Below are 25,298 nucleotides of genomic sequence, written 5' to 3' on the forward strand. Positions count from 1 at the left end.
GTATCTGAAAATGAAAGCACATTTCTCTCTGCGGGGTTGGTGGCGCACTTCCTGAATATCGGGCAGTGTCACTCGTCTGCGAAACGCAAACAGATACCTGGCCCGCTAAGATGCGGGTTTTTTTATGAACAGAATAAATGAGAACAACAACATGCAAACAGCCAAAACCCAACTTGAGTTGCTGACCTGCGACGCGGTCTACCGCCACAACCCTACCGCACTGTTCCACCAGCTATGCGGCGCGCGTCCGGCAACACTGCTGCTGGAATCTGCCGATATCGACAGCAAAGACGATCTGAAAAGTCTGCTGCTGGTGGACAGCGCATTACGCATTACCGCGCTGGGTGACACCGTCACGATTCAGGCGCTCTCCGAGAACGGCGCTGCGCTGCTGCCGCTGCTCGATGCCGCTTTGCCGGCAGGTATTGAAAATGAACAGCGTCCGGAAAAACGCATTCTGCACTTTCCGCCGGTCAGCCAGCTGCTGGATGAAGATGCGCGCCTGTGTTCTCTCTCTGTTTTTGACGCGTTCCGCCTGCTGCAAAATCTGGTCAACGTCCCGGAGAACGAGCGCGAAGCCATGTTCTTTGGCGGGCTGTTCGCTTATGACCTGGTCGCAGGATTTGAAAATTTACCTGAAACCGAGCAAGGCAATCGCTGCCCGGATTACTGCTTCTACCTCGCAGAAACACTGCTGGTGATTGACCATCAGACAAAGAACACCCGAATTCAGGCCAGCCTCTTTACCCCTTCCGCCGCCGAAAAACAGCGTCTTGAGCAGCGCATTGAACAGCTAAAACAGCAGATGACGGAAGAGCCAACCGCCCTGCCGGTACAACGCATCGATCATATGCAGTGTGAAACGAACCAGACTGACGACCAGTACGGCGCCGTTGTACGCCAGATGCAAAAAGCGATTCGCGCGGGCGAAATTTTCCAGGTGGTGCCGTCACGTCGCTTCTCGCTGCCTTGCCCCTCCCCGCTGGCCGCTTATGACGTGCTGAAGAAAAGCAATCCAAGTCCGTACATGTTCTTTATGCAGGATAATGATTTCACGCTGTTTGGCGCATCGCCAGAAAGCTCTCTGAAATATGACGCCACCAGCCGCCAGATTGAAATTTACCCGATTGCCGGGACGCGTCCGCGCGGCCGCCGGGCTGATGGTTCATTAGACAGAGATCTGGACAGCCGGATTGAGCTGGAGATGCGTACCGATCATAAAGAGCTTTCTGAACACCTGATGCTGGTTGACCTGGCACGTAACGATCTGGCGCGCATCTGTACGCCAGGCACCCGCTACGTGGCAGACCTGACCAAAGTGGATCGTTACTCCTTCGTAATGCATCTGGTGTCTCGCGTGGTAGGTGAACTGCGCAACGACCTTGATGCGCTGCACGCCTATCGCGCCTGCATGAATATGGGCACCCTGAGCGGTGCGCCAAAAGTCCGTGCGATGCAGCTCATCGCGGGCGCAGAAGGCCGTCGGCGCGGCAGTTACGGCGGAGCAGTCGGTTACTTCACCGCACATGGTGATTTGGATACCTGCATCGTTATCCGCTCTGCCTATGTCGAAGACGGCATTGCGACTGTCCAGGCGGGCGCAGGCATCGTTCTGGATTCCGTTCCGCAGTCTGAAGCTGATGAAACCCGCAGTAAAGCTCGCGCGGTCTTGCGCGCCATTGCCACCGCACACCACGCACAGGAGATTTTCTGATGGCTGACATTCTGCTGCTCGATAATATCGACTCCTTTACTTACAACCTGGCAGACCAGCTGCGTGCAAACGGGCATAACGTGGTGATCTACCGTAACCACGTTCCGGCCCAGACTCTGATTGAGCGTCTGGAAACCATGCAAAACCCGGTGCTGATGCTCTCTCCGGGCCCGGGTGCGCCAAGCGAAGCAGGCTGTATGCCTGAGCTGCTGACCCGCATGCGCGGTAAACTGCCGATTATCGGTATCTGTCTGGGGCATCAGGCGATTGTTGAAGCCTACGGCGGTTACGTGGGTCAGGCGGGTGAAATCCTGCACGGGAAGGCATCCAGTATTGAACACGACGGTCAGGCGATGTTCGCCGGGCTGCCAAACCCGCTGCCAGTGGCGCGCTACCACTCGCTGGTCGGGAGTAACATTCCCGCGGGCCTGACCATCAACGCCTCCTTTGAAGGCATGGTGATGGCCGTTCGTCACGACGCGGATCGCGTGTGTGGCCTGCAATTCCACCCGGAATCGATTCTGACCTCCAACGGCGCGCGCCTGCTGGAACAGACATTGAACTGGGCGCTGCAAAAGCTTGAGCAGACTAACTTCCTGCAGCCAATTCTGGAAAAACTCTACCAGGCTCAGACGATGACCCAGCAGGAGAGCCATCAGCTTTTCTCGGCAGTGGTTCGCGGTGAACTGAAACCAGAACAGCTGGCCGCCGCGCTGGTGAGCATGAAAGTCCGCGGGGAGCAGCCACAGGAGATTGCCGGTGCTGCCACCGCCCTGCTGGAAAATGCCGCCCCGTTCCCGCGTCCGGATTACACCTTTGCCGATATCGTGGGCACCGGCGGTGACGGCAGTAACAGTATCAATATTTCGACGGCCAGCGCCTTTGTGGCGGCGGCGTGCGGCATGAAAGTGGCAAAACACGGTAACCGCAGCGTCTCGAGCCGTTCGGGTTCATCCGATCTGCTGGCAGCCTTCGGCATTAATCTTGAGATGAACGCCGAGCGCTCGCGTGAAGCGCTGGACGATCTGGGGGTGTGCTTCCTGTTTGCCCCGAAGTATCACACCGGTTTCCGCCACGCGATGCCTGTTCGCCAGCAGTTGAAAACCCGCACGCTGTTTAACGTATTAGGCCCGCTGATCAACCCGGCGCATCCGCCGCTGGCCCTGATCGGTGTTTACAGCCCAGAGCTGGTGCTGCCGATTGCCGAAACGCTGCGCGTGCTGGGCTATCAGCGCGCAGCGGTGGTCCACAGCGGCGGAATGGACGAAGTCTCGCTGCATGCGCCAACGCTGGTTGCCGAGCTGCGCGACGGTGAAATCCAGAGCTATCAGCTCAACGCCGCTGACTTTGGCCTGACGCCTTATCGCCAGGAGCAGCTCGCAGGCGGCACCCCGGAAGAAAACCGTGACATTCTGACACGCTTGCTACAAGGTAAAGGTGAGGCCGCGCATGAGGCCGCCGTGGCCGCCAATGTCGCGATGTTGATGCGTTTGCACGGTGAAGAAGACTTACAGGCTAACGCGCAAAAAGTTCTGGACGTGTTGCGCTCTGGCGCAGCTTACGACCGCGTTACCGCACTTGCGGCGAGAGGGTAAAAAATGCAGACCGTTTTAGCAAAAATCGTTGCTGACAAGGCCATCTGGGTAGAAGCATGTAAAGCGCAGCAGCCGCTGGCCAGCTTCCAGAATGACGTGGTGCCCAGTCAGCGTCGTTTTTATGATGCCCTTCAGGGCGCGCGTACCGCATTTATTCTGGAGTGCAAAAAGGCGTCTCCGTCAAAAGGTGTTATCCGTGACGATTTTGATCCTGCGCGAATTGCCGGGGTTTATAAGCATCATGCGTCAGCCATTTCGGTCCTGACGGATGAGAAGTATTTCCAGGGCAGTTTTGACTTTCTGCCGATTGTCAGCCAGATCGCCCCGCAACCGATTCTGTGCAAAGACTTCATTATTGATGCGTACCAAATCTGGCTGGCGCGTTTTTATCAGGCTGACGCCTGCCTGCTGATGCTGTCGGTGCTGGACGATGAGCAGTATATCCAGCTGGCTGCCGTCGCCCACAGCCTGAACATGGGCGTATTGACAGAAGTGAGCAACGAAGAGGAGCTGGAACGCGCGATTGCGCTGAAAGCCAAAGTGGTTGGCATTAATAACCGCGACCTGCGCGATCTGTCCATCGACCTCGATCGCACACGTCAGCTGGCCCCGCGACTGGGTGCAGGCGTGACGGTGATCAGCGAATCGGGCATCAATACTTACGCCCAGGTCCGCGAACTGAGTCACTTTGCCAATGGCTTTTTGATTGGTTCGGCCCTGATGTCGCATGACGACCTGAACGCTGCTGTACGCCGCGTGTTATTAGGTGAGAACAAAGTCTGCGGCTTGACCCGCGCACAGGACGCCGCCGCCGCCCTTGAAGCCGGCGCGATATACGGTGGATTGATTTTCGTCGAGTCATCCCCGCGCTTCGTTACGCAAGATCAGGCCCGCGACGTGATTGCCGCGGCCCCCCTGAGCTATGTAGGGGTGTTTCGCGATGCCCCCGTCAGCGATGTGGTCGCCAAAGCCGAAAACCTGTCCCTTACGGCGGTGCAACTGCACGGCAAGGAAGATCAGAGCTACATCACTACGCTACGCCAGACGCTGCCCGAACAGGTGCAAATCTGGAAAGCACAAAGCGTCGGCGACGCGCTGCCTGCGCGCGATCTCCTGCACGTCGACAAATATGTCCTGGATAACGGCCAGGGCGGGACCGGCGTACGATTTGACTGGTCGCTGCTGAACGGCCAAAAGCTGGATAACGTCCTGCTTGCAGGTGGGTTAAGCCCCGATAATTGTGTAGAAGCCGCGAAAGCAGGCTGTGCGGGCCTCGATTTCAATTCAGGCGTAGAGTCTCAACCCGGTATCAAAGATGCCAGTAAGCTGGCCTCGGTGTTCAAGACGCTGCGCGCATATTAAGGAAGCAAAATGACAACGTTATTAAATCCCTATTTTGGTGAGTTCGGTGGTATGTACGTGCCGCAAATTTTGATGCCTGCTCTGCGCCAGCTGGAAGAAGCTTTTGTCAGCGCGCAGAAAGACCCGACGTTTCAGGCTGAATTTACCGATCTGTTGAAAAACTACGCCGGTCGTCCGACGGCGCTGACGAAATGCCGCAATCTGACCAAAGGGACAAAAACCACGCTGTATCTGAAGCGTGAAGATTTACTCCACGGCGGTGCGCATAAAACCAACCAGGTGCTTGGTCAGGCGCTGCTGGCCAAACGGATGGGCAAGACCGAAATTATCGCCGAAACGGGAGCGGGTCAGCACGGTGTTGCATCAGCGCTCGCCAGCGCCCTGCTCGGCCTGAAATGCCGTATTTACATGGGGGCCAAAGACGTTGAGCGTCAATCCCCGAACGTATTCCGTATGCGCCTGATGGGTGCCGAAGTGATACCGGTTCACAGCGGTTCCGCCACGCTGAAAGATGCCTGTAACGAAGCGCTGCGAGACTGGTCTGGCAGCTACGATACCGCACACTACATGCTCGGCACCGCTGCGGGTCCGCACCCGTTCCCGACCATTGTGCGTGAATTCCAGCGCATGATCGGTGAAGAGACCAAAGCGCAGATCCTCGAAAAAGAGGGGCGTCTGCCGGATGCAGTGATCGCCTGCGTGGGCGGTGGTTCTAACGCCATCGGTATGTTTGCCGACTTTATTGATGATACCCAGGTTGGTCTGATTGGGGTGGAACCTGCCGGGCATGGCATTGAAACCGGCGAGCATGGCGCGCCGCTGAAACATGGTCGCGTGGGGATCTATTTCGGCATGAAGTCGCCGATGATGCAAACTGACGAAGGACAAATCGAAGAGTCTTACTCTATCTCTGCGGGTCTGGACTTCCCGTCCGTCGGGCCACAGCACGCGCATCTGAACAGTATCGGCCGCGCGGATTATGTCTCGATAACCGATGACGAAGCGCTGGAAGCCTTCAAAACCCTGTGCCGCAATGAAGGGATCATCCCGGCGCTGGAGTCGTCTCATGCGCTGGCTCACGCCCTGAAGATGATCAAAGAAAACCCGGAAAAAGAGCAGCTGTTGGTGGTTAACCTTTCCGGTCGCGGTGACAAAGACATCTTCACCGTTCACGATATTCTGAAAGCACGAGGGGAAATCTGATGGAACGCTATGACAACGCATTTGCTGAACTGAAGGCCCGCAAGGAAGGCGCGTTTGTTCCCTTCGTCACATTGGGCGACCCCGGACCCGAGCAGTCGCTGAAAGTTATCGACACGCTGATCGCCGCTGGCGCTGACGCATTAGAGCTGGGCATCCCCTTCTCCGATCCTCTGGCAGATGGTCCGACGATCCAGAATGCCACCCTGCGCGCCTTTGCCGCTGGTGTGACGCCAACCCAGTGCTTTGAGATGTTGGCGGCCATTCGCCAGAAGCATCCGACCATTCCGATTGGCCTGCTGATGTATGCCAATCTGGTGTTCAGCCGCGGTATTGATGAGTTTTACGCCGCATGCGCACGCGTCGGTGTCGATTCCGTTCTCGTTGCGGATGTGCCGGTTGAAGAATCTGCACCGTTCCGTCAGGCTGCGATGCGTCACAATATCGCCCCTATCTTCATCTGCCCGCCGAATGCCGATGATGAGCTGTTACGCCAGATTGCCTCTTACGGGCGCGGTTATACCTATCTGTTGTCCCGCGCAGGCGTCACCGGTGCAGAAAACAAAGCGGCCGTTCCGCTACATCATCTGGTAGAGAAACTGACCGAATATCATGCTGCGCCAGCGTTGCAGGGGTTCGGTATCTCCTCCCCGGATCAAGTGACTGCGGCCATTGATGCAAATGCCGCCGGGGCGATCTCCGGCTCAGCGATTGTGAAAATTATCGAGAACAATCTTGATAAGCCCGAGCAAATGCTCAAGGAATTGCACGATTTTGTCGCTGCAATGAAAGCCGCCACCCGCCGCGGCTGATTCCCTTGCCGCCCGGGTTTCCGGGCGGCCTGTCCCCCTCTACCGCCATCGTGATACCCTGGAATGCCTCTCAGGGGTAGCGCAGAATTGATCTGTTCGAGCTTTTCGGCCCGTCAACCTTTTCAAATATTACCTTCAGCGTATTATCCGGTTTTCTTTTCGGCTCCTGGCCGCCTTAACCCCTTCTGAGTTCAGAGGCTTATCATGTCATGGCAACACTTCAAACAGGCGTACCTGATTAAATTCTGGTCCCCTGTGCCTGCAGTCATCGCTGCGGGTATTCTCTCGACCTATTATTTTGGCATTACCGGCACCTTTTGGGCCGTTACCGGCGAATTCACCCGCTGGGGCGGACAGCTTTTACAGCTGACAGGCGTGCACGCCGAAGAGTGGGGATATTTTAAACTCATTCACCTGGAAGGTACTCCGCTTACCCGCATCGACGGAATGATGATTATTGGTATGTTCGGGGGCTGTTTTGCCGCCGCACTGTGGGCCAATAATGTGAAGCTGCGGATGCCGAAAAGCCGTATTCGCATTGTGCAGGCGGTTGCGGGTGGAATCATCGCCGGATTTGGCGCCCGTCTGGCCATGGGGTGTAACCTTGCCGCGTTCTTCACGGGTATTCCTCAGTTCTCTCTCCATGCGTGGTTTTTTGCCGTCGCCACTGCCATTGGCTCGTACTTCGGCGCACGATTCACGCTGCTGCCGATCTTCCGCATTCCGGTCAAAATGACCAAAGTCAGCGCCGCGTCTCCACTGACGCAAAAGCCAGCTCAGGCCCGGCGTCGCTTCCGTCTGGGTATGCTGGTCTTTTTCGCGATGATTGCCTGGGCGCTGTGTACCGCATTTAATCAGCCGAAACTGGGGCTGGCGATGCTGTTTGGCGTCGGTTTTGGATTGCTGATTGAACGGGCGCAAATCTGCTTTACCTCGGCGTTTCGCGATATGTGGATCACCGGGCGCACCATGATGGCGAAAGCGATTATTGCCGGGATGGCGGTCAGTGCCATTGGTATTTTCAGCTATGTGCAACTGGGTGTTGAGCCGAAGATCATGTGGGCCGGTCCGAATGCGGTTATTGGCGGCCTGCTGTTTGGTTTTGGTATCGTCCTGGCCGGCGGCTGTGAAACCGGCTGGATGTACCGCGCGGTTGAGGGCCAGGTGCATTACTGGTGGGTCGGGCTGGGCAATGTTATCGGCTCAACCCTTCTGGCTTATTACTGGGATGACCTGTCTCCGGCACTGGCCACTAGCTGGGATAAAGTCAATCTGCTGAATACGTTTGGTCCTTTGGGCGGACTGCTGGTGACTTATGCCCTGCTGTTGATCGCGTTTCTGCTGGTTATCGCGCAGGAGAAGCGTTTTTTCCGTCGTACCGCGCGTAAAGCTGATATTCAGGAGAATGTGGCATGAAACAGATCGTTCCCGATTACCGCCTCGACATGGTGGGTGAACCTTGCCCCTATCCGGCCGTCGCCACGCTCGAGGCGTTGCCGCAGCTGAAAAAGGGTGAAATTCTGGAGGTGGTCAGCGACTGCCCTCAGTCGATTAACAATATTCCACTGGATGCGGCAAATCACGGCTATACGGTGTTAGATATCCAGCAGGATGGGCCAACCATTCGCTATTTAATTCAGAAGTAATGTTCTTTGCTAACGCCCTTTTGGGGCGTTAGCGCTTCCCGCTTAAAACACCCGACACGTTGCTTTAGCGCTCATTTTATTGTTATTGCCAGGAATGCTGTATCCCCGGCAGAGAGGAGAGAAAACTGGCCGCAGTACGACCAGTTTTGCAGAAGAGCTTTAGAAGCGGTAACCGGCGGAGAACATAAACACCCACGGGTCCAGACGGGTACTGACGCTCTGCTGCACGCCACCCGCTTTGAAGCGCACGTCGGTGTCGATATCCATGTACCAGACCGACATGTTCAACAGCCAGTCGCGGTTGATCAAATAATCCATCCCAACCTGCCCCGCCGCCCCCCAGGAGTCTTTCAGGCTCAGATCGGAAAGACCGGCCTCTTTACCGGTGTCGTTAAATTTCTCATCAAAGAACGTGGTGTAGTTTACGCCCGCGCCGATATAAGGACGCACCTTGCTGTTAGCATCACCAAAATACCATTGCGCCATCAGCGTTGGTGGCAAATGATGTACGGTCGCGATATCTCCCGTCGGGCCTGTTCCCACCCGGTGGCGGAACGGCGTGGCGGCAAGCAGCTCAACGCCGATGTTTTCGGTTGCCATATAGGTAAACGTCAGACCCAACTGAGTATTGTTACTGACGTTAAAGCCACCCAAACTGCCGAGCACATTGTCAGAACCTTCTGTCGGCCGTACCGTTGCCGACCCCGCACGAATAAAAAATTCGCCTGCTTCATGCGCGTAAGCGCCGCCAGAAATACTGCTTAAAATCAGGGCTGCCACTGCTAACTTTTTCATATCCGCTCCATCGTTGTGGTTTTATTGGCGCGGAGAATATACTCATAAATGAGTAACAAGTGATCTAACTCAGATCACACTAGTGCCAGTAATTTAACATTCATTGATCCAGATTAATTTTTGCCATACGCAACAGAATGCGTATGTCGCGTACAGGTCAATTTTTACCAATGATCACTGCTTTACAAAGATATGCTTTTCCATACAAGTCATGGTGCTGCCACGACAGAGTTATCCAGGGTACAATTGCCCGCTTAACAATACCTGCAATACTCAAGGAGAGTGCATGTCTATCACGGCGAAGTCCGTCTACCGTGACACCGGGAATTTTTTCCGCAATCAGTTCATTACCTTTTTACTGATCGCCCTGCTATGTGCGTTTATCACGGTGGTGCTTGGCCATGCGTTTTCGCCAAGTGATGATCAAATTGCCACCCTCAGCCAGGGCGATCATCTTGCGGGAAGTGTAGGGTTGTTTGATCTGGTCCAGAACATGACACCGGAACAGCAGCAGATATTGCTGCGTGCCTCAGCGGCGTCAACCTTCTCAGGGTTGATCGGCAACGCGATTCTGGCCGGTGGCGTATTGTTGATGGTCCAGCTTATTTCTGCCGGACACCGTGTCAGCGCCCTGCGCGCGATCGGGGCCAGCGCACCGGTATTACCGAAGCTGTTCATCCTGATCTTCTTAACCACAATGCTGGTGCAGATGGGGATTATGCTGGTGGTGGTGCCTGGCGTGTTGCTCGCCATTGTCCTCTCCTTTGCGCCTGTCATGCTGGTGCAGGATAAGATGGGAATATTTACCGCCATGCGCAGCAGTACAAAACTGGCATGGTCTAATATGCGTTTGGTTGCGCCAGCCGTGATTAGCTGGTTGCTGGCAAAAACGCTGTTACTGTTGTTTGCCCCTAATTTTGCGGTCCTGACGCCCAACGTTGGCGCAGTGGTAGCGAACACCCTGAGCAACCTGATTTCGGCGGTATTACTGGTTTACCTTTTCCGCCTTTACATGTTGATTCGTCAATAGTTTTCATGATGGCGGAGGCTCTATTAATCCTCCGCTCAACGCAGATGATGGAATCGTAGAATGAAGCAGTTTCTTGATTTTTTACCCCTGGTCGTGTTTTTCGCTTTTTATAAGCTGTATGACATTTACGCCGGGACCGCGGCCTTAATCGTCGCGACCGCTGTCGTACTGATTTACAGCTGGTTCCGCTACCGCAAAGTCGAAAAAATGGCGCTGGTGACTTTCGTTCTGGTCGCAGTGTTTGGCGGTTTAACCCTGTTCTTCCATAACGATGAATTTATTAAATGGAAGGTTACGGTCATCTACGCTCTGTTTGCGGGCGCACTGCTGATCAGCCAGTGGGTGATGAATAAGCCGTTGATTCAGCGCATGCTCGGAAAAGAAATTACCCTTCCTCAGCATGTCTGGTCGCGCCTGAATGTTGCCTGGGCGCTGTTCTTTATCCTCTGTGGGCTGGCGAACATTTATATCGCCTTCTGGCTGCCGCAGAATATCTGGGTCAATTTCAAAGTATTTGGTCTGACGGCATTGACGTTGATCTTCACGCTGCTGAGCGGTGTTTACATCTACCGCCATATGCCTCAGGACGACAAGCACTGATTATCCAGGCCAAACAGTGACGCTGTTTGGCCTTTTACCTCACCGCCCTGCCTGCTTTTCGTGTTTCCCACCGACTGCAAATCATAGTAGCATCCCGCCTGTCGTCTTCCGTAACGAGCTTAAGAAACAATGACAACGAACGATGCCCCTCAGGGCGAACTGGTTTTACGCACACTTGCAATGCCCGCTGACACCAATGCGAACGGTGATATTTTTGGCGGTTGGTTAATGTCGCAGATGGATATGGGTGGGGCGATCCTTGCAAAAGAGATAGCCCATGGTCGCGTGGTGACGGTCAGGGTTGATGGAATGACCTTTTTACGTCCGGTCGCGGTAGGTGACGTTGTCTGCTGTTACGCGCGCTGTGTAAAGCGGGGCAATACGTCGATCTCAATCAATATTGAAGTCTGGGTGAAAAAGGTCTCTTCCGAGCCTATCGGTCAGCGTTATAAAGCGACCGAAGCGCTGTTCATTTATGTTGCAGTGGACAACCAGGGTACGCCGCGGCCGCTGCCAAAGGCATAAAAAAAGGTTCATCGCGGTTAAGCGTGAACCAATAGAAAACGGCGGTAAAAGTGGTTAGTTTTGTATTCGCCAAAACACTAACCAGCCACTCAACCGCCGTCTGCCATGAATGCTAATCTTTCTTCCCTCTTCTGGGAAGGTTTCACTGTTGATTCCTTCACTCATCCTGCACCGGATGCTCTGCTTATTACGCTCCGGCCTGACCCCGGTTTTGCGCCGTCCTGCCGTCGATGTGGCTGTAGAGACTGTGCTGTCCATGATGTCTCTGTGCGACGGGTTCGTGAGCGCGATTTACTTCACTGGCGCGTCACACTTCAGCTTCCCGTTCGCCGTCTGCGCTGTTCCCGCTGCGGGATTGTCACCGAGCGCATCTCATGGGTGCCTGAACGGCAACGTTACACGTCCTCGTTAGCGACCTGGGTGGAATCTCTTACCCGGTTATTGCCGGTTAAGCATGTGGCACAGTTGACCGGTCTGCACTGGCACACCATTAAAAATATCGACTGCCGACGCCTGCGGCGGGAACTCCGGGAGCCTGAACGGCACACGCTGCGCCGCCTGATAATGGATGAGTTCGCGCTGTTCAAAGGGCATCGCTATGCCACGGTTGTGGTGGATGCAGATACACAACGGGTGCTGTGGGTCGGTGAAGGGCGCAGCCGGGTAGCCTTCCGTCCGTTCTTCACCTGGCTGGGCCCGGAAGGATGTGCCGCCATCGAATCTGTCGCGATGGATATGAATACGGCGCTGGACCTGGAAGTGAGAGCGCAGTGCCCGCAGGCGGAAGTGGTGTATGACCTGTTCCATGTTGTGGCGAAGTTCGGCCGGGAAGTCATCGACAGAGTGAGGGTCGATCAGGCGAATCAGTTGCGTGACAACAGCAAGGCGCGGAAGGTTATCAAACGCAGCCGCTGGTTGCTGTTGCGTAATCCAGAGAACCTGCCGGCCGGGCATGAGGTGAAACTGGCAGAGTTGCTGGCGGCGAACCAGCCGTTAAATACGGTGTATGTGATGAAAACAGCCCTGAAAGAGCTGTGGTATGCCCCGGATAAAGACGTTGCGAAGCGTCGCTGGAATGAGTGGTACAGGCAGGCACAGGAAAGTGGCATCAGGGCGTTGCAGCAGTTCGCTGATAAGCTGAAGGGTTACGTGAGCGGCATAATCGCGAGTGCCACGCATCGTCTGAATACCAGCGTACTTGAGGGAATGAACAACAAGATCAAAGTGATAAAACGAATGGCATACGGATACCGGGATAACGACTACTTTTTTATGAAGATAAAAGCAGCGTTCCCCGGTAAGGCGCGATGAACCTAAAAAAAGCCTCCATCCTGGAGGCTTTCTTATTTATTCCATCTGTGCCCCGCTGTTCAGGCGGAAAACGATGTTCACGATGATCCCGCTGCCGGGTTTGCCTGGCTCATAGCGCCATTTGCGCATTGCGGCTTTAACTTCGCGCTCGAACATATTCGCAGGCTGCGCGGAGAGGACTTCGACGTTATCCACCCGCCCATCCGCCGTGACGTCAAATTTCACACGCAGACGCCCTTCAATGCGCAGCGCCTGCGCGCGTGCAGGATATTGCGGCTGGTTGCGGCTCAGGGCTCGTGGGCCGGATGGTGCCGCGACAACAGGCTTCGACGTGGAAGGCGCGCTATTCATCACCGGTTTTGCTGGTGCGGTGTTCTCTGTTGGCTGGGTGGCCCGCGTTTCTACCGGACGTTCTTCACGCTTCGGACGCTCTTCCACCTTCTTAACCGGCTTAGGTTTAGGCTTTGGTTTCGGTTTGGGCTCCGGCTTGTGAATCACCACTGGCGCCTCTTTTGGCGGCTCCGGAACCGGCTCTGGTTCAGGCTGCGGTTCGACAACTGGTGCTGGCGGCGGCGGGACAACCTGCGGCTCTAGCTCTGCAGGCGTCACCATGGTCACAGAAATCGGCTGCGCGGGCGCTGGCATTTCGATAACCTGATGAACCGAAGTGTATAGCAGCCCCGCCACGACAGCGCCGTGAATCACAACGGACAGCAGCGTCGGCCAGGGAAAGCGGCGAGGTAAATCCAGGGTCATCGAAGTCATAATCGTTTCAGTTAAAAAACCAGGCCCTGATTTTAAATGCAAATAGCAATCATATTCAATAAGACACTCCATCTTCACGCGATTTAACTGCACAAGGGGACGAAAAAAGACACGTATTTGTTAAGGTTTTAACAAGGCCGTCATCTTTACATTGCAGTCATCGATGCTTTCACATAACGTAATTGCCACTTTTTATGGTTAAGGAGCTCCGCCGTGCTTTACGTCATTTACGCTGAAGATGTTGCTGATTCCCTGGAAAAACGACTTTCCGTGCGCCCTGCCCATCTTGCGCGCCTGCAACTACTGCATGATGAAGGAAAATTACTGACCGCAGGCCCGATGCCAGCGGTTGACAGCAACGATCCTGGTGCGGCAGGTTTTAGCGGCTCCACCGTGATTGCAGAATTTGAATCACTGGAAGCGGCACAATTCTGGGCCGAAGCAGACCCATATGTCGCAGCCGGTGTTTACGCTAAAGTCACCGTGCGCCCGTATAAGAAAGTGTTTTAACAGGATAAAAGGCTCCCGCAGGAGCCTTTTATCAGTGAAGCGATGCCAGTCGCGCGGCGAATCCGACGAACAGCAGACCGATCAGACCATTCCCCAGCTTCGCCAGTTTCTTTTTGGTCTTCAGATAGCGCGTCACAAACGCGCCTGAGAAAATAAGGAAGCTCATGTACATGAAGCTGATCAACTCAAGCGTCGTTGCGAGGATCAGGAAAGAGGTACCGGTATTTTTGGCGCTGACATCAATGAACTGTACGAAAAACGAGACGTAAAACAGAATCGCCTTGGGATTGGTCAGGCTCAATACCAGCGAGCGTTTCATTATCATGCTTGCGGGTTCACTCCCGCTGGCCTGCGCGCTGTTTTGACGCATCATCACGGACCAGAGCATTTTGCCCCCTAACCACAGCAGATACAGCGCACCGAGGTAGCGAACAATATTGAACAACACCGGCGTTGTCTGAATCAGCGCAGCCACTCCCGCCCATGCCAGAAACATCAACACGGCATCACCGATGAACACGCCCGTCGCAGCGAGATAGCCTTTTTTCACACCGTGACCGATACCGGTTTTTAATACAAATAACGTATTGGGCCCTGGAACCAGAACAATAAAGAAAGCCCCGACAACATAGGTCCAGAAATTGAGTACACCAAACTCCGCAAACACCACTTGCTCCTTTTAAAATAGCGACTCACAAGCGCGCTGGCCTATCCGGGCCCCCGTGAATGCTATGTCTATGTCATTCCGTCGACGGCGAAATAGTCGCTGTCGCCAATACCGTTCGTCCTTAAACCGTCACCCGTGCAGACAAAATGCAAAAACAAAGTCAGCTAACTGCGCGAGCGACGAGAGCCCTAAATATTCCCTTAATGCATCCACGGCAAAGATTGCAATTAATACCCAAAGGAAAGGATTCATTTTTCTTATTCATGACGTTAATCGCCGGACATCATACAGCAGCGGTGTGGAGAGTTAACATCAGGAACGGAAAATATCACGAGATCAGGTAGGGGGACGGGCATAAAAACATCAGGCACCTTTGACGGTGCCTTCAGGGGATTCAGATCTCGCGAACAGCGAACACCAGCGCAGTGCGATGGTGGCTTTGCCCACATTTTCTGATGGCGTGAATACGCATATTGCGGCGAGATTGAGCCTCAAGCCAGCGAGCTTTACGACGACTCATTTGTCGCAACATGCGCCAGCGCCCTACTTCTGTTCTGCTGCGCTTCATGTCTACAACTCTTTCCTTAACAGAAATGCCATTATAAACCCCTGACTGCGGTAAACCAGCGCTTTTAGCCACCCTTTTTATTTGCCAGATGAATTCTGATGCGTACACTCTTAACAATACGCTTTCAAAAGGATTTTTAAATTATGACAACCTTCTACACCGTGGTGAGTTGGCTGGTCATTCTGGGATACTGGCTGCTGATCGCAGGTGTGACACTTCGCATCCTGATGAAACGCAGAGCCGTTCCCTCTGCCATGGCCTGGCTACTGATCATCTACATCCTGCCGCTGGTGGGGATTGTCGCGTATCTCTCTTTTGGTGAATTGCATCTGGGTAAGCGCCGGGCAGAACGCGCGCGCGCGATGTGGCCATCGACGGCGAAATGGCTTAACGATCTCAAGTCCTGTAAGCATATTTTTGCGCAAGAGAATAGTAGCGTCGCCACGTCGCTCTTCAAGCTCTGCGAACGCCGCCAGGGGATCGGTGGCGTTAAAGGCAATCAGCTGCAGCTGTTGACCACCTCTGACGATGTCATGCAGGCCCTGATCCGCGATATCCAGCTCGCCCGTCACAATATTGAGATGGTGTTTTATATCTGGCAACCTGGCGGAATGGCCGATCAGGTCGCGGAATCGCTGATGGCGGCCTCTCGTCGCGGTATTCACTGCCGACTGATGCTGGACTCAGCCGGTAGCGTCGCCTTTTTCCGCAGTCCGTGGGCAGCGATGATGCGCAATGCCGGGATTGAGGTGGTCGAAGCGCTGAAGGTCAATCTGCTGCGTGTTTTCCTGCGACGAATGGATTTACGTCAGCACCGTAAGATGGTCCTGATCGACAATTACATTGCCTACACCGGCAGCATGAATATGGTAGACCCCCGTTTCTTTAAGCAAGACTCAGGAGTCGGCCAGTGGGTTGATTTGATGGCGCGAATGGAAGGCCCGGTCGCCACCGCCATGGGGGTTGTCTACTCCTGTGACTGGGAGATTGAAACCGGTAAACGCATTCTGCCCCCGCCGCCCGATGCGAATATCATGCCGTTTGAACAAGAGAGCGGTCATACCATTCACACTATCGCCTCGGGTCCGGGCTTCCCGGAGGATCTGATCCATCAGGCGCTGCTCACCGCCGCCTATTCGGCGCGTGAATATTTGATTATGACCACGCCCTACTTCGTCCCCAGTGACGATCTGCTGCATGCGATTTGCACTGCCGCCCAGCGCGGCGTGGATGTCAGCATTATTATGCCGCGTAAAAATGATTCGGTTCTGGTGGGATGGGCAAGCCGGGCCTTCTTTTCTGAGCTGCTGGAAGCGGGCGTCAAAATTTACCAGTTTGAGGGTGGACTATTGCACACCAAAAGCGTCCTGGTGGATGGCGAACTGAGCCTGGTGGGTACGGTGAATCTGGATATGCGCAGCCTTTGGCTAAACTTTGAGATAACCCTGGTGATTGACGATGCGGGTTTCGGCGGCGATCTGGCTGCGGTTCAGGATGACTATATCTCCCGCTCCCGTCTGCTGGATGAACACCTCTGGAACAAACGCCCTCTCTGGCAGCGGATCACCGAACGACTGTTTTACTTCTTTAGTCCGTTGCTGTAAAACGTGCCCAACGATGTTTAACAGGTAGTCATCATGGAAATGGATCTGAACAATCGCCTGACCGAAGACGAAACGCTCGAGCAGGCTTATGATATTTTTCTCGAACTGGCGGTCGATAATCTCGATCCCGCTGACGTGATCCTCTTTAACCTCCAGTTTGAAGAACGCGGGGGTGCAGAGCTTTTCGATCCGTCCGAAGACTGGAGCGAGCATGTTGATTTCGATCTCAATCCGGACTTTTTCGCCGAGGTGGTGATCGGTCTTGCTGATACCGATGGCGGTGAGCTTAACGATATTTTTGCCCGGGTGCTGTTGTGTCGGGAAAAAGATCACAAGCTGTGCCATATCCTCTGGCGCGAATAATAAAAAAGGCTGCCAACGCAGCCTTTTTTATTTAGTCCGGCAGTTCGCTGCCACACCGGTTACAAAAGCGTGCACTGTGTTCGTGGTTCCCCTGTTTGCAGTTGGGGCAACGACGTGAACGGTTCTGAAACGCCGCGCTCATATGAGTCGTAATCAGTCCGGTCGGAATAGCAATAACGGAATAACCGATCAGAATCAGCACCGACGCAACAATCCTGCCGAGCGGCGTATGCGGCGTAATATCGCCATAGCCTACCGTCGTGACCGTCACAATAGCCCAGTAAACTGACGCGTTCAGCGTGGTAAAGCCATATTTTGGCCCTTCAATCAGATACATCAGCGCGCCGAACACAATCATCACAATCGCGATAAAAGAATAGAACAAAATTAACTGGTGTCGGGCGCTATTAATTGCCTGCCAGAACACGCGCAGCGACGGCATAAATCGCAGCAACTTCAATATACGCAACACACGTATGGCACGCATTGCCCGCCAGGCAAAGACATAATTAATGCTAATTTCCGGCCAAAGCCACATCACGTACAGCGGCAGGATGGTGACTAAATCAATAATACCCCAGAAGCTAAATACGTATTTCGCCGGATTTGGCCAGCTCAACACACGCAGCACATATTCCAGGGTAAAGACCAGCGTGACAAACAGCTCCAGCCAGACAAACAGATGCCATTCGTTGAATGTCAGGTGATACTGCGTCCCCAGGCCTGACTCAATAAAAATGATGAAAACGCTGAGTAATGCAAACAGCGCGCACAGGCCTTCGAACCGACGCCCCGATGGGGTATTTAAATCAAATAACAGGCGATACATCCGGCGGCGAACAGAAGAAACGAGTAGCGACACGTTAACCTCGCAAAAATTAAGGGCTGACATCATGTCAGCCCTTGCGATTATAACGGGTCTACTTTCAGGCAGGAAACCGCGTGGCGGAAACTTCCTTCAAGAACCGGCCGGGTTTGCGCGCATTCCGGGCCTGCCATTGGGCAGCGTGTGCGGAATACACAGCCTGAAGGCGGGTTGATCGGTGAAGGCAGTTCCCCTTCCAGCAGCTGGATCGTCTTATTTTTTTCCAGATCGGGATCGGGGATCGGCACGGCAGACATCAGAGCTTTCGTATAGGGGTGCAGCGGATTGTGGTACACCTCATCGTAGGTTCCCAGCTCAACGGCATGGCCCAGATACATCACCAGCACACGGTCAGAGATGTGCTTCACCACCGCCAGGTCGTGCGCGATGAAGATGAGCGACAGTCCCATTTCACGCTGCAGTTTTTGCAGCAGATTGACGACCTGTGCCTGGATCGAGACATCCAGTGCCGAGACCGGTTCGTCGCAAATGATCAGCTTGGGTTCCAGAATCAGCGCACGCGCGATACCGATACGCTGACACTGACCACCGGAAAACTCGTGCGGATAACGGTTGATCAGGTTCGGCAACAGGCCGACTTTCATCATCATCGCTTTTACGCGATCGCGAATTTCCTGGCGTGGCATTTTCGGATGGTAGGTACGCAGCGGCTCGGCAATAATATCGCCGATATTCATACGCGGGTTCAGCGATGCTAACGGATCCTGGAAAATCATCTGGATGTCGCTGCGCACGTTGCGCCACTCGTCCGGCTTCATCCCAAGCAGATCTTTACCCAGCCATGCCACTTTACCGTCTGTTGCTTTAACCAGCCCAATGATCGCGCGGGCAAAGGTCGACTTACCGCAGCCGGACTCGCCCACCACCCCAAGAGTTTCCCCTTCGTAGAGGCGCAGCGTGACGCCATCGACCGCTTTCAGCGTTTTCGATGGCTGCCAGAACCACTGTTTGCCATCTTTGATGTCGAAATGGACTTTGAGATCGGCGATTTCGAGCAACACATTTCTTTTTTCATCTATTGCGTTCATACCAGCTCCTCCAGCGGCTTAAAGCAGGCGCGCAGACGGCCTGGTGCAAACTCTTCCAGCGGCGGAGCGCTGTTACAGATTTCCATCGCGTGAGGACAACGCGGCTGGAACGGGCAGCCCTTCGGCAGACGTAGCAGGTTTGGCGGGTTGCCCGGAATGGTCAGCAGTGATTCGCCTTCCGCATCAAGACGCGGAACCGCATTCAGCAAACCGATCGAATAAGGATGCGCAGGATGATAGAACACATCGCGCGCCTTGCCATACTCCATCGTACGACCGGCATACATCACCAGCACTTTATCGCATATCCCCGCCACCACGCCGAGGTCGTGGGTAATCATGATAATGGCGGTGTTAAACTCACGCTTCAGCTCGTTGAGCAGCGTCATGATTTGCGCCTGAACGGTCACATCCAGCGCCGTTGTTGGCTCATCGGCAATCAGCAGTTTAGGGCGGCAGAGTAATGCCATCGCGATCATTACGCGCTGGCGCATCCCGCCTGAAAATTCATGCGGGAACATGCGCATACGCTTACGCGCTTCCGGCATTTTTACTGCATCCAGCATTTTGACCGATTCCTCAAAGGCTTCGGCTTTGTTCATGCCTTTATGCAGCATCAGGACTTCCATCAGCTGTTCACCCACGCGCATATAGGGGTTAAGCGAGGTCATCGGATCCTGGAAAATCATCGAGATCTGCTCTGCGCGCAGTCTGTTCAACTCCGGCTCAGGCAGATTAAGAATGTTTTTGCCGTTGAACGTCGCCGTTCCGCCGATGCGCCCATTGGGGGCCAGCAGGCCCATTAACGCAAATGCGGTTTGCGATTTACCGGAGCCAGACTCACCTACAATCCCCAGCGTTTCGCCCGCGCGCAGATCAAAGTTCAAATCGTTAACCGCCGTGACGTCGCCGTCGGCCGTTTTAAAGGTGACGCGCAGATCTTTCACATCCAGCAGAACGTTTTTCTGCTGTTGCGCCTGTGGCGCAGCTGCCGTTTCAATAATAGTCATCGCGGCGCTCCTTAGCGGTCTTTCGGGTCGAGGGCATCACGCAGGCCATCGCCGATAAAGTTGAAACAAAACAGGGTTACCACCAGGAAACCAGCCGGGAACAGCAGCAGCCACGGTGAAACTTCCATTGAGTTCGCGCCATCGCTTAACAGCGCGCCCCAGCTGCTCAGCGGCTCTTGCGTACCAAGGCCAAGGAAGCTCAGGAAAGATTCAAACAGGATCATACTTGGGACCAGCAGCGAAGCGTAAACCACCACCACACCGAGCACGTTAGGAACGATATGGCGCACCACGATACCGCTGACGGAGACGCCGCCCACCTGGGCCGCTTCAATAAACTCTTTACGTTTGAGACTAAGCGTCTGACCACGCACGATACGCGCCATGTCCAGCCAGGAAACCATCCCGATAGCCACAAAGATCAGCAGGATGTTTTGACCGAAGAAGGTGACCAACAGAATCACAAAGAACATGAACGGGAAGGAGTTCAGGATCTCAAGCAGACGCATCATGACGGAGTCGACCTTCCCGCCCAGATAGCCGGAAAGTGAGCCGTACAGCGTGCCGACGATAACGGCCACCAGCGCCGCGGCGATACCAACCATCAGGGAGATACGCCCACCAATGGCCACGCGCACCAGCAGATCGCGCCCGGAGGAGTCCGTACCAAAGTAGTGGCCGGAGACACTGTCCGGCGCACTCGACATCATGCCCCAGTCGGTATCAAAGTAGGTGAATTGCGACAGCATCGGCGCCAGAGTCACAAACAAGGCGATAAAGACCAACACCACCAGGCTGGCGACTGCCGCGCGGTTATGCATAAAACGCCGGCGGGCGTCCTGCCACAGGCTGCGCCCTTCGACTTCGAGCTTTTCACTGAAGTTTTCCAGCGCCTCGCTGTTTTTCTTACTCAACATCATGGCGAACTCCAGTATTAGTAACGAATTTTCGGGTCGATAACGGCATAGAGCACATCGACAACGGCGTTAAAGAGAATGGTTAACGCACCGACCAGAATGGTCAGGCTCAGCACCAGCGAGTAGTCACGGTTCAACGCACCGTTCACAAACAGCTGACCGATACCCGGCAGACCATAGATGGTTTCGATAACCATAGACCCGGTGATGATCCCAACAAATGCGGGCCCCATATAGGAGAGTACCGGCAGCAGCGCAGGTTTTAACGCATGGCGGAGAATAATGCGACGCATCGGCAAGCCTTTTGCCCGCGCGGTGCGGATGAAGTTGGAATGAAGCACTTCAATCATCGAGCCACGAGTAATACGCGCGATACTGGCAATATACGCCAGGGATAACGCCACCATCGGCAGGATCATGTACTTCGGTGCCCCACCGTTCCAGCCGCCTCCGGGCAGCCACTTCAGGGTGATGGCGAATATCATCACCAGTAATGGCGCGACAACAAAACTCGGGATAACCACCCCGGTCATGGCGATCCCCATGACGGTATAGTCCCATTTGGTATTTTGTTTAAGCGCGGCGATAACGCCTGCACTCACGCCAAGAATAACGGCGAGGAAGAATGCCGCGGCGCCTAATTTAGCCGAAACGGGGAAGCTTGAAGCCACCAGGTCGTTTACGGAATAGTCTTTATATTTAAACGAAGGCCCGAAATCCCCATGCGCGAGTTGTTTCAGGTAATTGAAATACTGCGTAGAGATAGGATCGTTTAAATGATATTTGGCTTCGATGTTCGCCATCACTTCTGGCGGCAGCGCGCGTTCGCTGGTGAACGGACTCCCGGGAGCGAGTCGCATCATGAAGAACGAAATTGTAATAAGAATAAAGAGCGTCGGAATCGCTTCAAGACAGCGACGTAGGATAAATTTCAACATTGCCCGTACCTTCTGGCGTGTGCCTTTTACACCAGCTCGTCCAGATATTCCTGAACGTTGCCGTGTATATTGTGCGATGAATTAAGACACGGTGGGGCAAATCGCTTTGCCCCACGGATTGCCATTAATGCTTAATGATGTACAGATCTTTGGTATAGATGTTATCCATTGGGTCTTTGCCGGTATAACCGCCAACCCATGGTTTCACCAGGCGCGCGTTCACGTAGTAGTAAACCGGCACAATCGCAGAGTCCTGACCCAGCTGTTGCTCCGCTTTGTCGTACAGTGCTGTACGCTGCGCTTCGTCGGTCACTTTCAGCGTATCTTTCATGATCGCGTCAAAGGCCGGGCTCTTATAATGCGCGGTGTTCATCGAGCTGTCGGACAGCATGGTATTCAGGAAGGAGGTCGGTTCGTTGTAGTCCGCACACCAGCCAGCACGCGCCACGTCGTAGTTACCCTGATGACGGGTATCCAGGAAGGTTTTCCACTCCTGGTTCACCAGCTTCACATCCACACCCAGGTTTTTCTTCCAGATGGAGGACGCGGCGATGGCCAGTTTTTTGTGCAGATCGGAGGTGTTGTACAGCAGGTTAAACGTCAGCGGTTTGTCTGCGGTGTAGCCTGCTTCAGCCAGCAGTTTTTTCGCTTCTTCGTTACGTTTTTCCTGAGTCCAGGAGAACCACTCTGGCTTGGTCAGCTTCGCGCCGTCAGTGTACGGCGGCGTGTAACCGAACGCTGGCAGATCGCCCTGCGCTTTTACTTTATTCACGATGATATCGCGATCCAGACCCAGTTTCAGCGCGGTACGTACGCGAGCGTCATTGAACGGTGCTTTCTGGTTGTTGATTTCGTAGTAATAAGTACACAGATACGGGTCAACGTGGACTTCGGCCGGGATCTCTTTTTTCAGTTTCTGGAACAGTTCGATCGGCAGGTTGTTATAGGTCATGTCGATCTCACCGCTGCGGTAGCGGTTAACGTCGGTCACTTCCGAGGAGATCGGCAGATAGGTAATCTGATCGACGATGGTTTTCGCGTTATCCCAGTAGTTAGTATTACGCTCCATCACGATACGTTCGTTTACAACCCAGTCTTTCAGCTTGTACGCACCGTTGGTCACGATGTTGGCTGGCTGAGTCCATTTCTCACCGAATTTTTCGATGGCGGCTTTGTTGACCGGTGACATGGCCGGGTTAACCAGCAGTTTGTAGAAATAAGGAACCGGTTCGCTCAGGGTCACTTCCAGGGTATGGTCATCGACCGCTTTAACGCCCAGCTCAGAAGGTTTCTTTTTGCCGTCGATGATTTCATCAACGTTCAGGATGTGGCCATACTGCGGATAGCTGGCGTAAGGAGAGGCAGTATTAGGATCGACCAGACGCTGCCAGCTATATACGAAATCTTGTGCGGTGACAGGCTCACCGTTGGACCATTTTGCGTCTTTACGCAGGTGGAATGTCCAGACTTTAAAGTCTTTGTTATCCCAGCTTTCCGCCACGCCCGGAATCGGGTGGCCATCTTTTGTCGAAGTAATCAGCAGACCTTCAAACAGATCGCGGCTGATGTTTGCTTCCGGAACGCCTTCAATTTTATTCGGGTCCAGCGACTGTGGTTCAGCGCCGTTGTTGCGAATCATGGTCTGCTTTTCTGCCAGCGTGATACCAGCCGGGACATCGGCAGCCATTGCCATGTTACCCGCGATTAGCGCAGTGAAAATTCCCGCGGCAATCAGACTTTTTTTTGTGATGATGGACATTGTGTTGATACTCCACTCATTATTATTACTGGTTTTATTTCCAGCCTGTTTAATTCCCCTGTGGGGTCCTGAACAACGCAGGAGTTTAGCTGCTGTCAGGTCGTGTACTTCTTGCTATCACCGACTGTACTTATTACTGATGACTCGTTTGGCCACCTTGCGTCGATTCTTAACACGCCTCCCCTGTTCTGAGGCGTGTGGTATCTGGCGGGACGAGCGTTTTATTTGAAAATCATTCTCATCCGGGATTAATGCGCTGACGAAATATAAGGCCGGAAAGTACCAAATGGCTTAAATTCGCGCCAATACATTTTGCAAATTTGTTAAGCAATTCTCTTTTACGGTGAGTACCGTTTTTCTGGAGGGCGTCCTGCCACACATCTAACATGCAAAAAACACCAGTGATTCAATGTGATAGTTCAATCGCATTCACCAAACGCCTCGGGGCGCTGGTTCTGACTGGCATTTGTACAAAAAATTAACAATTGGTTATTATTTAGCACATTCGACTGGGGAAATGTTGAAATTACTAATATCATTTCAGTAATCCCACAGCAAGCCCAAGAGTATGGTGTGAGTAAAATAACAGAGTGATTGCGCGGTTTATGTGCAGGGGAAAGGACAGAAAAACACTAAGTTGCTGAAATGTAAGAAAACGGTTTTATTAGCAGAATTTATTATGTCTTGTGAAAATTTCAACTTTATTTATATGATTTACTGATAATAACGTAAAGAACGGAGCCACGGACTCCGTTCTTTCATATGAAACCGCTAATTCAGTAAACCCGGGAAAATACTTTTTATTCCGGTGACAATGAATTCGATGCCCAGCGCCATCAGCAGTAACCCCATAATACGGGTAATGACGTTAATCCCGGTCTGACCAAGCAAACGCACAAGCCACGGGGCAATACGGAACACCCCCCAGCAGCACAGGGCAAAGAGCGCGATGGCGATAGAAAAGCCCAGCAGATGCACCCAGTTGTGATAGCGGGTTCCCCAGACGATGGTTGAACTGATCGCCCCCGGCCCGGCCATCAGCGGCAACGCCAGCGGCACCACGCCGATACTTTCGCGGACCGCCGTTTCTGATTTCTCCTGCTTATTCTGCTTATCTTCCCCCAGTTTACCGCTGATCATCGACATCGCGATGGTCACGACCAGAATGCCGCCGGCAATACGGAAGGAGTCGATGGATATCCCGAAGATCTGCAGAATGGAATCACCGAGAAAAAGGGATGTCAGCAGAATAATGGCGACCGACATGTTTGCCGTCAGGTTGGTCTTGTTTCTGGCCACTGCCGTCTGGTAACTGGTCATACTAATGAAGACCGGGATAATCCCGACCGGGTTCACTAGCGCAAACAAACCAATAAAAAATTTAAAATAGGTCGAAAAATCAAAGAGCAATGGGGTCACAGTTAACTCCGCAAATCAGCATGCCCGGACAACAAATGAAATAGGGTTAAATCCGCGCTGAAGATACGCTTTTTATCAGCATACTTCACCAGAAATCTCCGCCAAAACGCTATGATTTTCATGTGTTAATCATATGTGAATCAATGCTAGTATTGGCCCCATTACTTTTGTAATTATTTAACACTTGAAAATAATGTCCAAAATACCGTGCTGAAAGGTATCAGCTTAGGTATAAATTGATGTAGATCATATTTTCCGTACTCAGAAGTGAGTA

General features: G+C 53.5%; 27 protein-coding genes, 1 pseudogene and 1 other annotated feature. Of the genes and pseudogenes, 16 read left to right on the forward strand and 12 right to left on the reverse strand.

Annotated features, from left to right (window positions below):
* Positions 1 to 10: 10 nt before the first annotated feature.
* From trpL to yedF, 8 genes are all read left to right on the forward strand, one after another.
* Complete coding sequence (gene trpL, locus SOM82_RS11385; protein ID WP_154125929.1) at positions 11 to 55, forward strand: trp operon leader peptide; 45 nt, start codon at positions 11 to 13, stop codon at positions 53 to 55.
* Positions 32 to 126 (forward strand) — a sequence feature (Trp leader region). It overlaps the preceding gene by 24 nt.
* Before the next feature lie 25 nt (positions 127 to 151).
* A complete protein-coding gene (locus tag SOM82_RS11390) occupies positions 152 to 1,714 on the forward strand; it encodes an anthranilate synthase component 1 (RefSeq protein WP_320461569.1) in 1,563 nt (520 codons plus the stop codon).
* A complete protein-coding gene (gene trpD / locus SOM82_RS11395) occupies positions 1,714 to 3,309 on the forward strand; it encodes a bifunctional anthranilate synthase glutamate amidotransferase component TrpG/anthranilate phosphoribosyltransferase TrpD (RefSeq protein WP_320461559.1) in 1,596 nt (531 codons plus the stop codon). Before SOM82_RS11390 ends, trpD begins: the two co-directional genes overlap by 1 nt.
* Positions 3,310 to 3,312: 3 nt before the next feature.
* Entirely contained in the window at positions 3,313 to 4,671 is a 1,359-nt protein-coding gene (trpCF, locus tag SOM82_RS11400) for a bifunctional indole-3-glycerol-phosphate synthase TrpC/phosphoribosylanthranilate isomerase TrpF (protein ID WP_320461560.1), read from the forward strand.
* Between the two features lie 9 nt (positions 4,672 to 4,680).
* Complete coding sequence (trpB, locus tag SOM82_RS11405; RefSeq protein WP_320461561.1) at positions 4,681 to 5,874, forward strand: tryptophan synthase subunit beta; 1,194 nt, start codon at positions 4,681 to 4,683, stop codon at positions 5,872 to 5,874.
* Complete coding sequence (trpA, locus tag SOM82_RS11410; protein ID WP_320461562.1) at positions 5,874 to 6,683, forward strand: tryptophan synthase subunit alpha; 810 nt, start codon at positions 5,874 to 5,876, stop codon at positions 6,681 to 6,683. Before trpB ends, trpA begins: the two co-directional genes overlap by 1 nt.
* Before the next feature lie 204 nt (positions 6,684 to 6,887).
* Positions 6,888 to 8,099, forward strand: a complete 1,212-nt coding sequence (yedE, locus tag SOM82_RS11415; RefSeq protein WP_320461563.1) for a selenium metabolism membrane protein YedE/FdhT — start codon at positions 6,888 to 6,890, stop codon at positions 8,097 to 8,099.
* Entirely contained in the window at positions 8,096 to 8,329 is a 234-nt protein-coding gene (yedF, locus tag SOM82_RS11420) for a sulfurtransferase-like selenium metabolism protein YedF (protein WP_154125656.1), read from the forward strand. Before yedE ends, yedF begins: the two co-directional genes overlap by 4 nt.
* A gap of 159 nt (positions 8,330 to 8,488) precedes the next feature.
* Here yedF and ompW read toward each other — a convergent pair whose 3' ends face one another.
* Positions 8,489 to 9,124, reverse strand: coding sequence for an outer membrane protein OmpW (ompW, locus tag SOM82_RS11425; protein WP_154125657.1), 636 nt, complete (start codon positions 9,122 to 9,124; stop codon positions 8,489 to 8,491).
* A 180-nt stretch (positions 9,125 to 9,304) separates the two neighbouring features.
* Between ompW and SOM82_RS11430 the strand changes: the two are divergent.
* The 5 genes and pseudogenes from SOM82_RS11430 to SOM82_RS11450 all read left to right on the forward strand — a co-directional run.
* A pseudogene (locus SOM82_RS11430) lies at positions 9,305 to 9,382 on the forward strand (YkgJ family cysteine cluster protein); the annotation flags it as partial.
* Between the two features lie 28 nt (positions 9,383 to 9,410).
* Positions 9,411 to 10,154 (forward strand): YciC family protein, encoded by a 744-nt coding sequence (locus SOM82_RS11435; protein ID WP_320461564.1) that lies wholly within the window; start codon positions 9,411 to 9,413, stop codon positions 10,152 to 10,154.
* Positions 10,155 to 10,214: 60 nt separating this feature from the next.
* Positions 10,215 to 10,754: a septation protein A gene (locus SOM82_RS11440; RefSeq protein ID WP_154125659.1), complete on the forward strand. Its 540-nt coding sequence runs from the start codon at positions 10,215 to 10,217 to the stop codon at positions 10,752 to 10,754.
* A 129-nt stretch (positions 10,755 to 10,883) separates the two neighbouring features.
* The gene (gene yciA, locus SOM82_RS11445) at positions 10,884 to 11,279 is read left to right on the forward strand and encodes an acyl-CoA thioester hydrolase YciA (protein WP_320461565.1); all 396 of its coding nucleotides are present in this window, start codon (positions 10,884 to 10,886) and stop codon (positions 11,277 to 11,279) included.
* 105 nt (positions 11,280 to 11,384) lie between these two features.
* Entirely contained in the window at positions 11,385 to 12,590 is a 1,206-nt protein-coding gene (locus SOM82_RS11450; RefSeq protein ID WP_320461766.1) for an ISL3 family transposase, read from the forward strand.
* A 36-nt stretch (positions 12,591 to 12,626) separates the two neighbouring features.
* Here SOM82_RS11450 and tonB read toward each other — a convergent pair whose 3' ends face one another.
* Positions 12,627 to 13,346, reverse strand: coding sequence for a TonB system transport protein TonB (gene tonB, locus SOM82_RS11455; RefSeq protein WP_320461128.1), 720 nt, complete (start codon positions 13,344 to 13,346; stop codon positions 12,627 to 12,629).
* 222 nt (positions 13,347 to 13,568) lie between these two features.
* Between tonB and SOM82_RS11460 the strand changes: the two genes are divergently transcribed.
* Positions 13,569 to 13,865 carry a YciI family protein gene (locus SOM82_RS11460; RefSeq protein ID WP_320461123.1) on the forward strand — a complete coding sequence of 99 codons (297 nt, stop codon included), beginning with the start codon at positions 13,569 to 13,571 and terminating at the stop codon, positions 13,863 to 13,865.
* Between the two features lie 31 nt (positions 13,866 to 13,896).
* Here SOM82_RS11460 and leuE read toward each other — a convergent pair whose 3' ends face one another.
* The 3 genes from leuE to SOM82_RS11475 all read right to left on the reverse strand — a co-directional run bounded on the left by leuE (position 13,897) and on the right by SOM82_RS11475 (position 15,100).
* Entirely contained in the window at positions 13,897 to 14,532 is a 636-nt protein-coding gene (gene leuE / locus SOM82_RS11465) for a leucine efflux protein LeuE (RefSeq protein ID WP_320461122.1), read from the reverse strand.
* Positions 14,533 to 14,661: 129 nt separating this feature from the next.
* Positions 14,662 to 14,784: a KPN_01571 family protein gene (locus tag SOM82_RS11470; RefSeq protein WP_414672125.1), complete on the reverse strand. Its 123-nt coding sequence runs from the start codon at positions 14,782 to 14,784 to the stop codon at positions 14,662 to 14,664.
* A 142-nt stretch (positions 14,785 to 14,926) separates the two neighbouring features.
* A complete protein-coding gene (locus SOM82_RS11475) occupies positions 14,927 to 15,100 on the reverse strand; it encodes a YciY family protein (protein ID WP_154125665.1) in 174 nt (57 codons plus the stop codon).
* 143 nt (positions 15,101 to 15,243) lie between these two features.
* Between SOM82_RS11475 and cls the strand changes: the two genes are divergently transcribed.
* Complete coding sequence (gene cls, locus SOM82_RS11480) at positions 15,244 to 16,704, forward strand: cardiolipin synthase (RefSeq protein ID WP_154125666.1); 1,461 nt, start codon at positions 15,244 to 15,246, stop codon at positions 16,702 to 16,704.
* Between the two features lie 33 nt (positions 16,705 to 16,737).
* Complete coding sequence (locus tag SOM82_RS11485) at positions 16,738 to 17,067, forward strand: HI1450 family dsDNA-mimic protein (RefSeq protein ID WP_154125667.1); 330 nt, start codon at positions 16,738 to 16,740, stop codon at positions 17,065 to 17,067.
* A 31-nt stretch (positions 17,068 to 17,098) separates the two neighbouring features.
* On the opposite strand, the gene SOM82_RS11490 is transcribed toward SOM82_RS11485, so the two are convergent.
* The 7 genes from SOM82_RS11490 to SOM82_RS11520 all read right to left on the reverse strand — a co-directional run bounded on the left by SOM82_RS11490 (position 17,099) and on the right by SOM82_RS11520 (position 25,024).
* Positions 17,099 to 17,929: an ion transporter gene (locus SOM82_RS11490; RefSeq protein WP_320461121.1), complete on the reverse strand. Its 831-nt coding sequence runs from the start codon at positions 17,927 to 17,929 to the stop codon at positions 17,099 to 17,101.
* Positions 17,930 to 17,976: 47 nt separating this feature from the next.
* Positions 17,977 to 18,981, reverse strand: coding sequence for a murein tripeptide/oligopeptide ABC transporter ATP-binding protein OppF (oppF, locus tag SOM82_RS11495; protein ID WP_154125669.1), 1,005 nt, complete (start codon positions 18,979 to 18,981; stop codon positions 17,977 to 17,979).
* On the reverse strand, positions 18,978 to 19,991 hold the full coding sequence (locus tag SOM82_RS11500) for an ABC transporter ATP-binding protein (protein WP_154125670.1): 1,014 nt from the start codon (positions 19,989 to 19,991) through the stop codon (positions 18,978 to 18,980). The genes oppF and SOM82_RS11500 overlap by 4 nt, the downstream gene beginning before the upstream one ends.
* 11 nt (positions 19,992 to 20,002) lie before the next feature.
* On the reverse strand, positions 20,003 to 20,911 hold the full coding sequence (gene oppC, locus SOM82_RS11505; RefSeq protein ID WP_154125671.1) for an oligopeptide ABC transporter permease OppC: 909 nt from the start codon (positions 20,909 to 20,911) through the stop codon (positions 20,003 to 20,005).
* A gap of 14 nt (positions 20,912 to 20,925) precedes the next feature.
* Positions 20,926 to 21,846: an oligopeptide ABC transporter permease OppB gene (gene oppB, locus SOM82_RS11510; RefSeq protein WP_154125672.1), complete on the reverse strand. Its 921-nt coding sequence runs from the start codon at positions 21,844 to 21,846 to the stop codon at positions 20,926 to 20,928.
* 124 nt (positions 21,847 to 21,970) lie between these two features.
* Positions 21,971 to 23,605 carry an oligopeptide ABC transporter substrate-binding protein OppA gene (oppA, locus tag SOM82_RS11515; RefSeq protein ID WP_320461120.1) on the reverse strand — a complete coding sequence of 545 codons (1,635 nt, stop codon included), beginning with the start codon at positions 23,603 to 23,605 and terminating at the stop codon, positions 21,971 to 21,973.
* A 771-nt stretch (positions 23,606 to 24,376) separates the two neighbouring features.
* Entirely contained in the window at positions 24,377 to 25,024 is a 648-nt protein-coding gene (locus SOM82_RS11520; RefSeq protein WP_320461119.1) for a YchE family NAAT transporter, read from the reverse strand.
* Between the last annotated feature and the right edge of the window lie 274 nt (positions 25,025 to 25,298).

The sequence above is a fragment of the Lelliottia sp. CFBP8978 genome, assembly GCF_034046055.2.
Classification (GTDB): Bacteria; Pseudomonadota; Gammaproteobacteria; order Enterobacterales; family Enterobacteriaceae; genus Enterobacter.

Bases quoted from the DNA above. Each gene is read 5' to 3' on its own strand.
- SOM82_RS11390 (WP_320461569.1), top strand. From the start codon at position 152: ATGCAAACAGCCAAAACCCAACTTGAGTTGCTGACCTGCGACGCGGTC.
- trpD (WP_320461559.1), top strand. From the start codon at position 1,714: ATGGCTGACATTCTGCTGCTCGATAATATCGACTCCTTTACTTACAAC.
- trpCF (WP_320461560.1), top strand. From the start codon at position 3,313: ATGCAGACCGTTTTAGCAAAAATCGTTGCTGACAAGGCCATCTGGGTA.
- trpB (WP_320461561.1), top strand. From the start codon at position 4,681: ATGACAACGTTATTAAATCCCTATTTTGGTGAGTTCGGTGGTATGTAC.
- trpA (WP_320461562.1), top strand. From the start codon at position 5,874: ATGGAACGCTATGACAACGCATTTGCTGAACTGAAGGCCCGCAAGGAA.
- yedE (WP_320461563.1), top strand. From the start codon at position 6,888: ATGTCATGGCAACACTTCAAACAGGCGTACCTGATTAAATTCTGGTCC.
- yedF (WP_154125656.1), top strand. From the start codon at position 8,096: ATGAAACAGATCGTTCCCGATTACCGCCTCGACATGGTGGGTGAACCT.
- ompW (WP_154125657.1), bottom strand. From the start codon at position 9,124: ATGAAAAAGTTAGCAGTGGCAGCCCTGATTTTAAGCAGTATTTCTGGC.
- SOM82_RS11435 (WP_320461564.1), top strand. From the start codon at position 9,411: ATGTCTATCACGGCGAAGTCCGTCTACCGTGACACCGGGAATTTTTTC.
- SOM82_RS11440 (WP_154125659.1), top strand. From the start codon at position 10,215: ATGAAGCAGTTTCTTGATTTTTTACCCCTGGTCGTGTTTTTCGCTTTT.
- yciA (WP_320461565.1), top strand. From the start codon at position 10,884: ATGACAACGAACGATGCCCCTCAGGGCGAACTGGTTTTACGCACACTT.
- SOM82_RS11450 (WP_320461766.1), top strand. From the start codon at position 11,385: ATGAATGCTAATCTTTCTTCCCTCTTCTGGGAAGGTTTCACTGTTGAT.
- tonB (WP_320461128.1), bottom strand. From the start codon at position 13,346: ATGACCCTGGATTTACCTCGCCGCTTTCCCTGGCCGACGCTGCTGTCC.
- SOM82_RS11470 (WP_414672125.1), bottom strand. From the start codon at position 14,784: ATGAATCCTTTCCTTTGGGTATTAATTGCAATCTTTGCCGTGGATGCA.
- SOM82_RS11475 (WP_154125665.1), bottom strand. From the start codon at position 15,100: ATGAAGCGCAGCAGAACAGAAGTAGGGCGCTGGCGCATGTTGCGACAA.
- cls (WP_154125666.1), top strand. From the start codon at position 15,244: ATGACAACCTTCTACACCGTGGTGAGTTGGCTGGTCATTCTGGGATAC.
- SOM82_RS11485 (WP_154125667.1), top strand. From the start codon at position 16,738: ATGGAAATGGATCTGAACAATCGCCTGACCGAAGACGAAACGCTCGAG.
- oppF (WP_154125669.1), bottom strand. From the start codon at position 18,981: ATGAACGCAATAGATGAAAAAAGAAATGTGTTGCTCGAAATCGCCGAT.
- SOM82_RS11500 (WP_154125670.1), bottom strand. From the start codon at position 19,991: ATGACTATTATTGAAACGGCAGCTGCGCCACAGGCGCAACAGCAGAAA.
- oppC (WP_154125671.1), bottom strand. From the start codon at position 20,911: ATGATGTTGAGTAAGAAAAACAGCGAGGCGCTGGAAAACTTCAGTGAA.
- oppB (WP_154125672.1), bottom strand. From the start codon at position 21,846: ATGTTGAAATTTATCCTACGTCGCTGTCTTGAAGCGATTCCGACGCTC.
- oppA (WP_320461120.1), bottom strand. From the start codon at position 23,605: ATGTCCATCATCACAAAAAAAAGTCTGATTGCCGCGGGAATTTTCACT.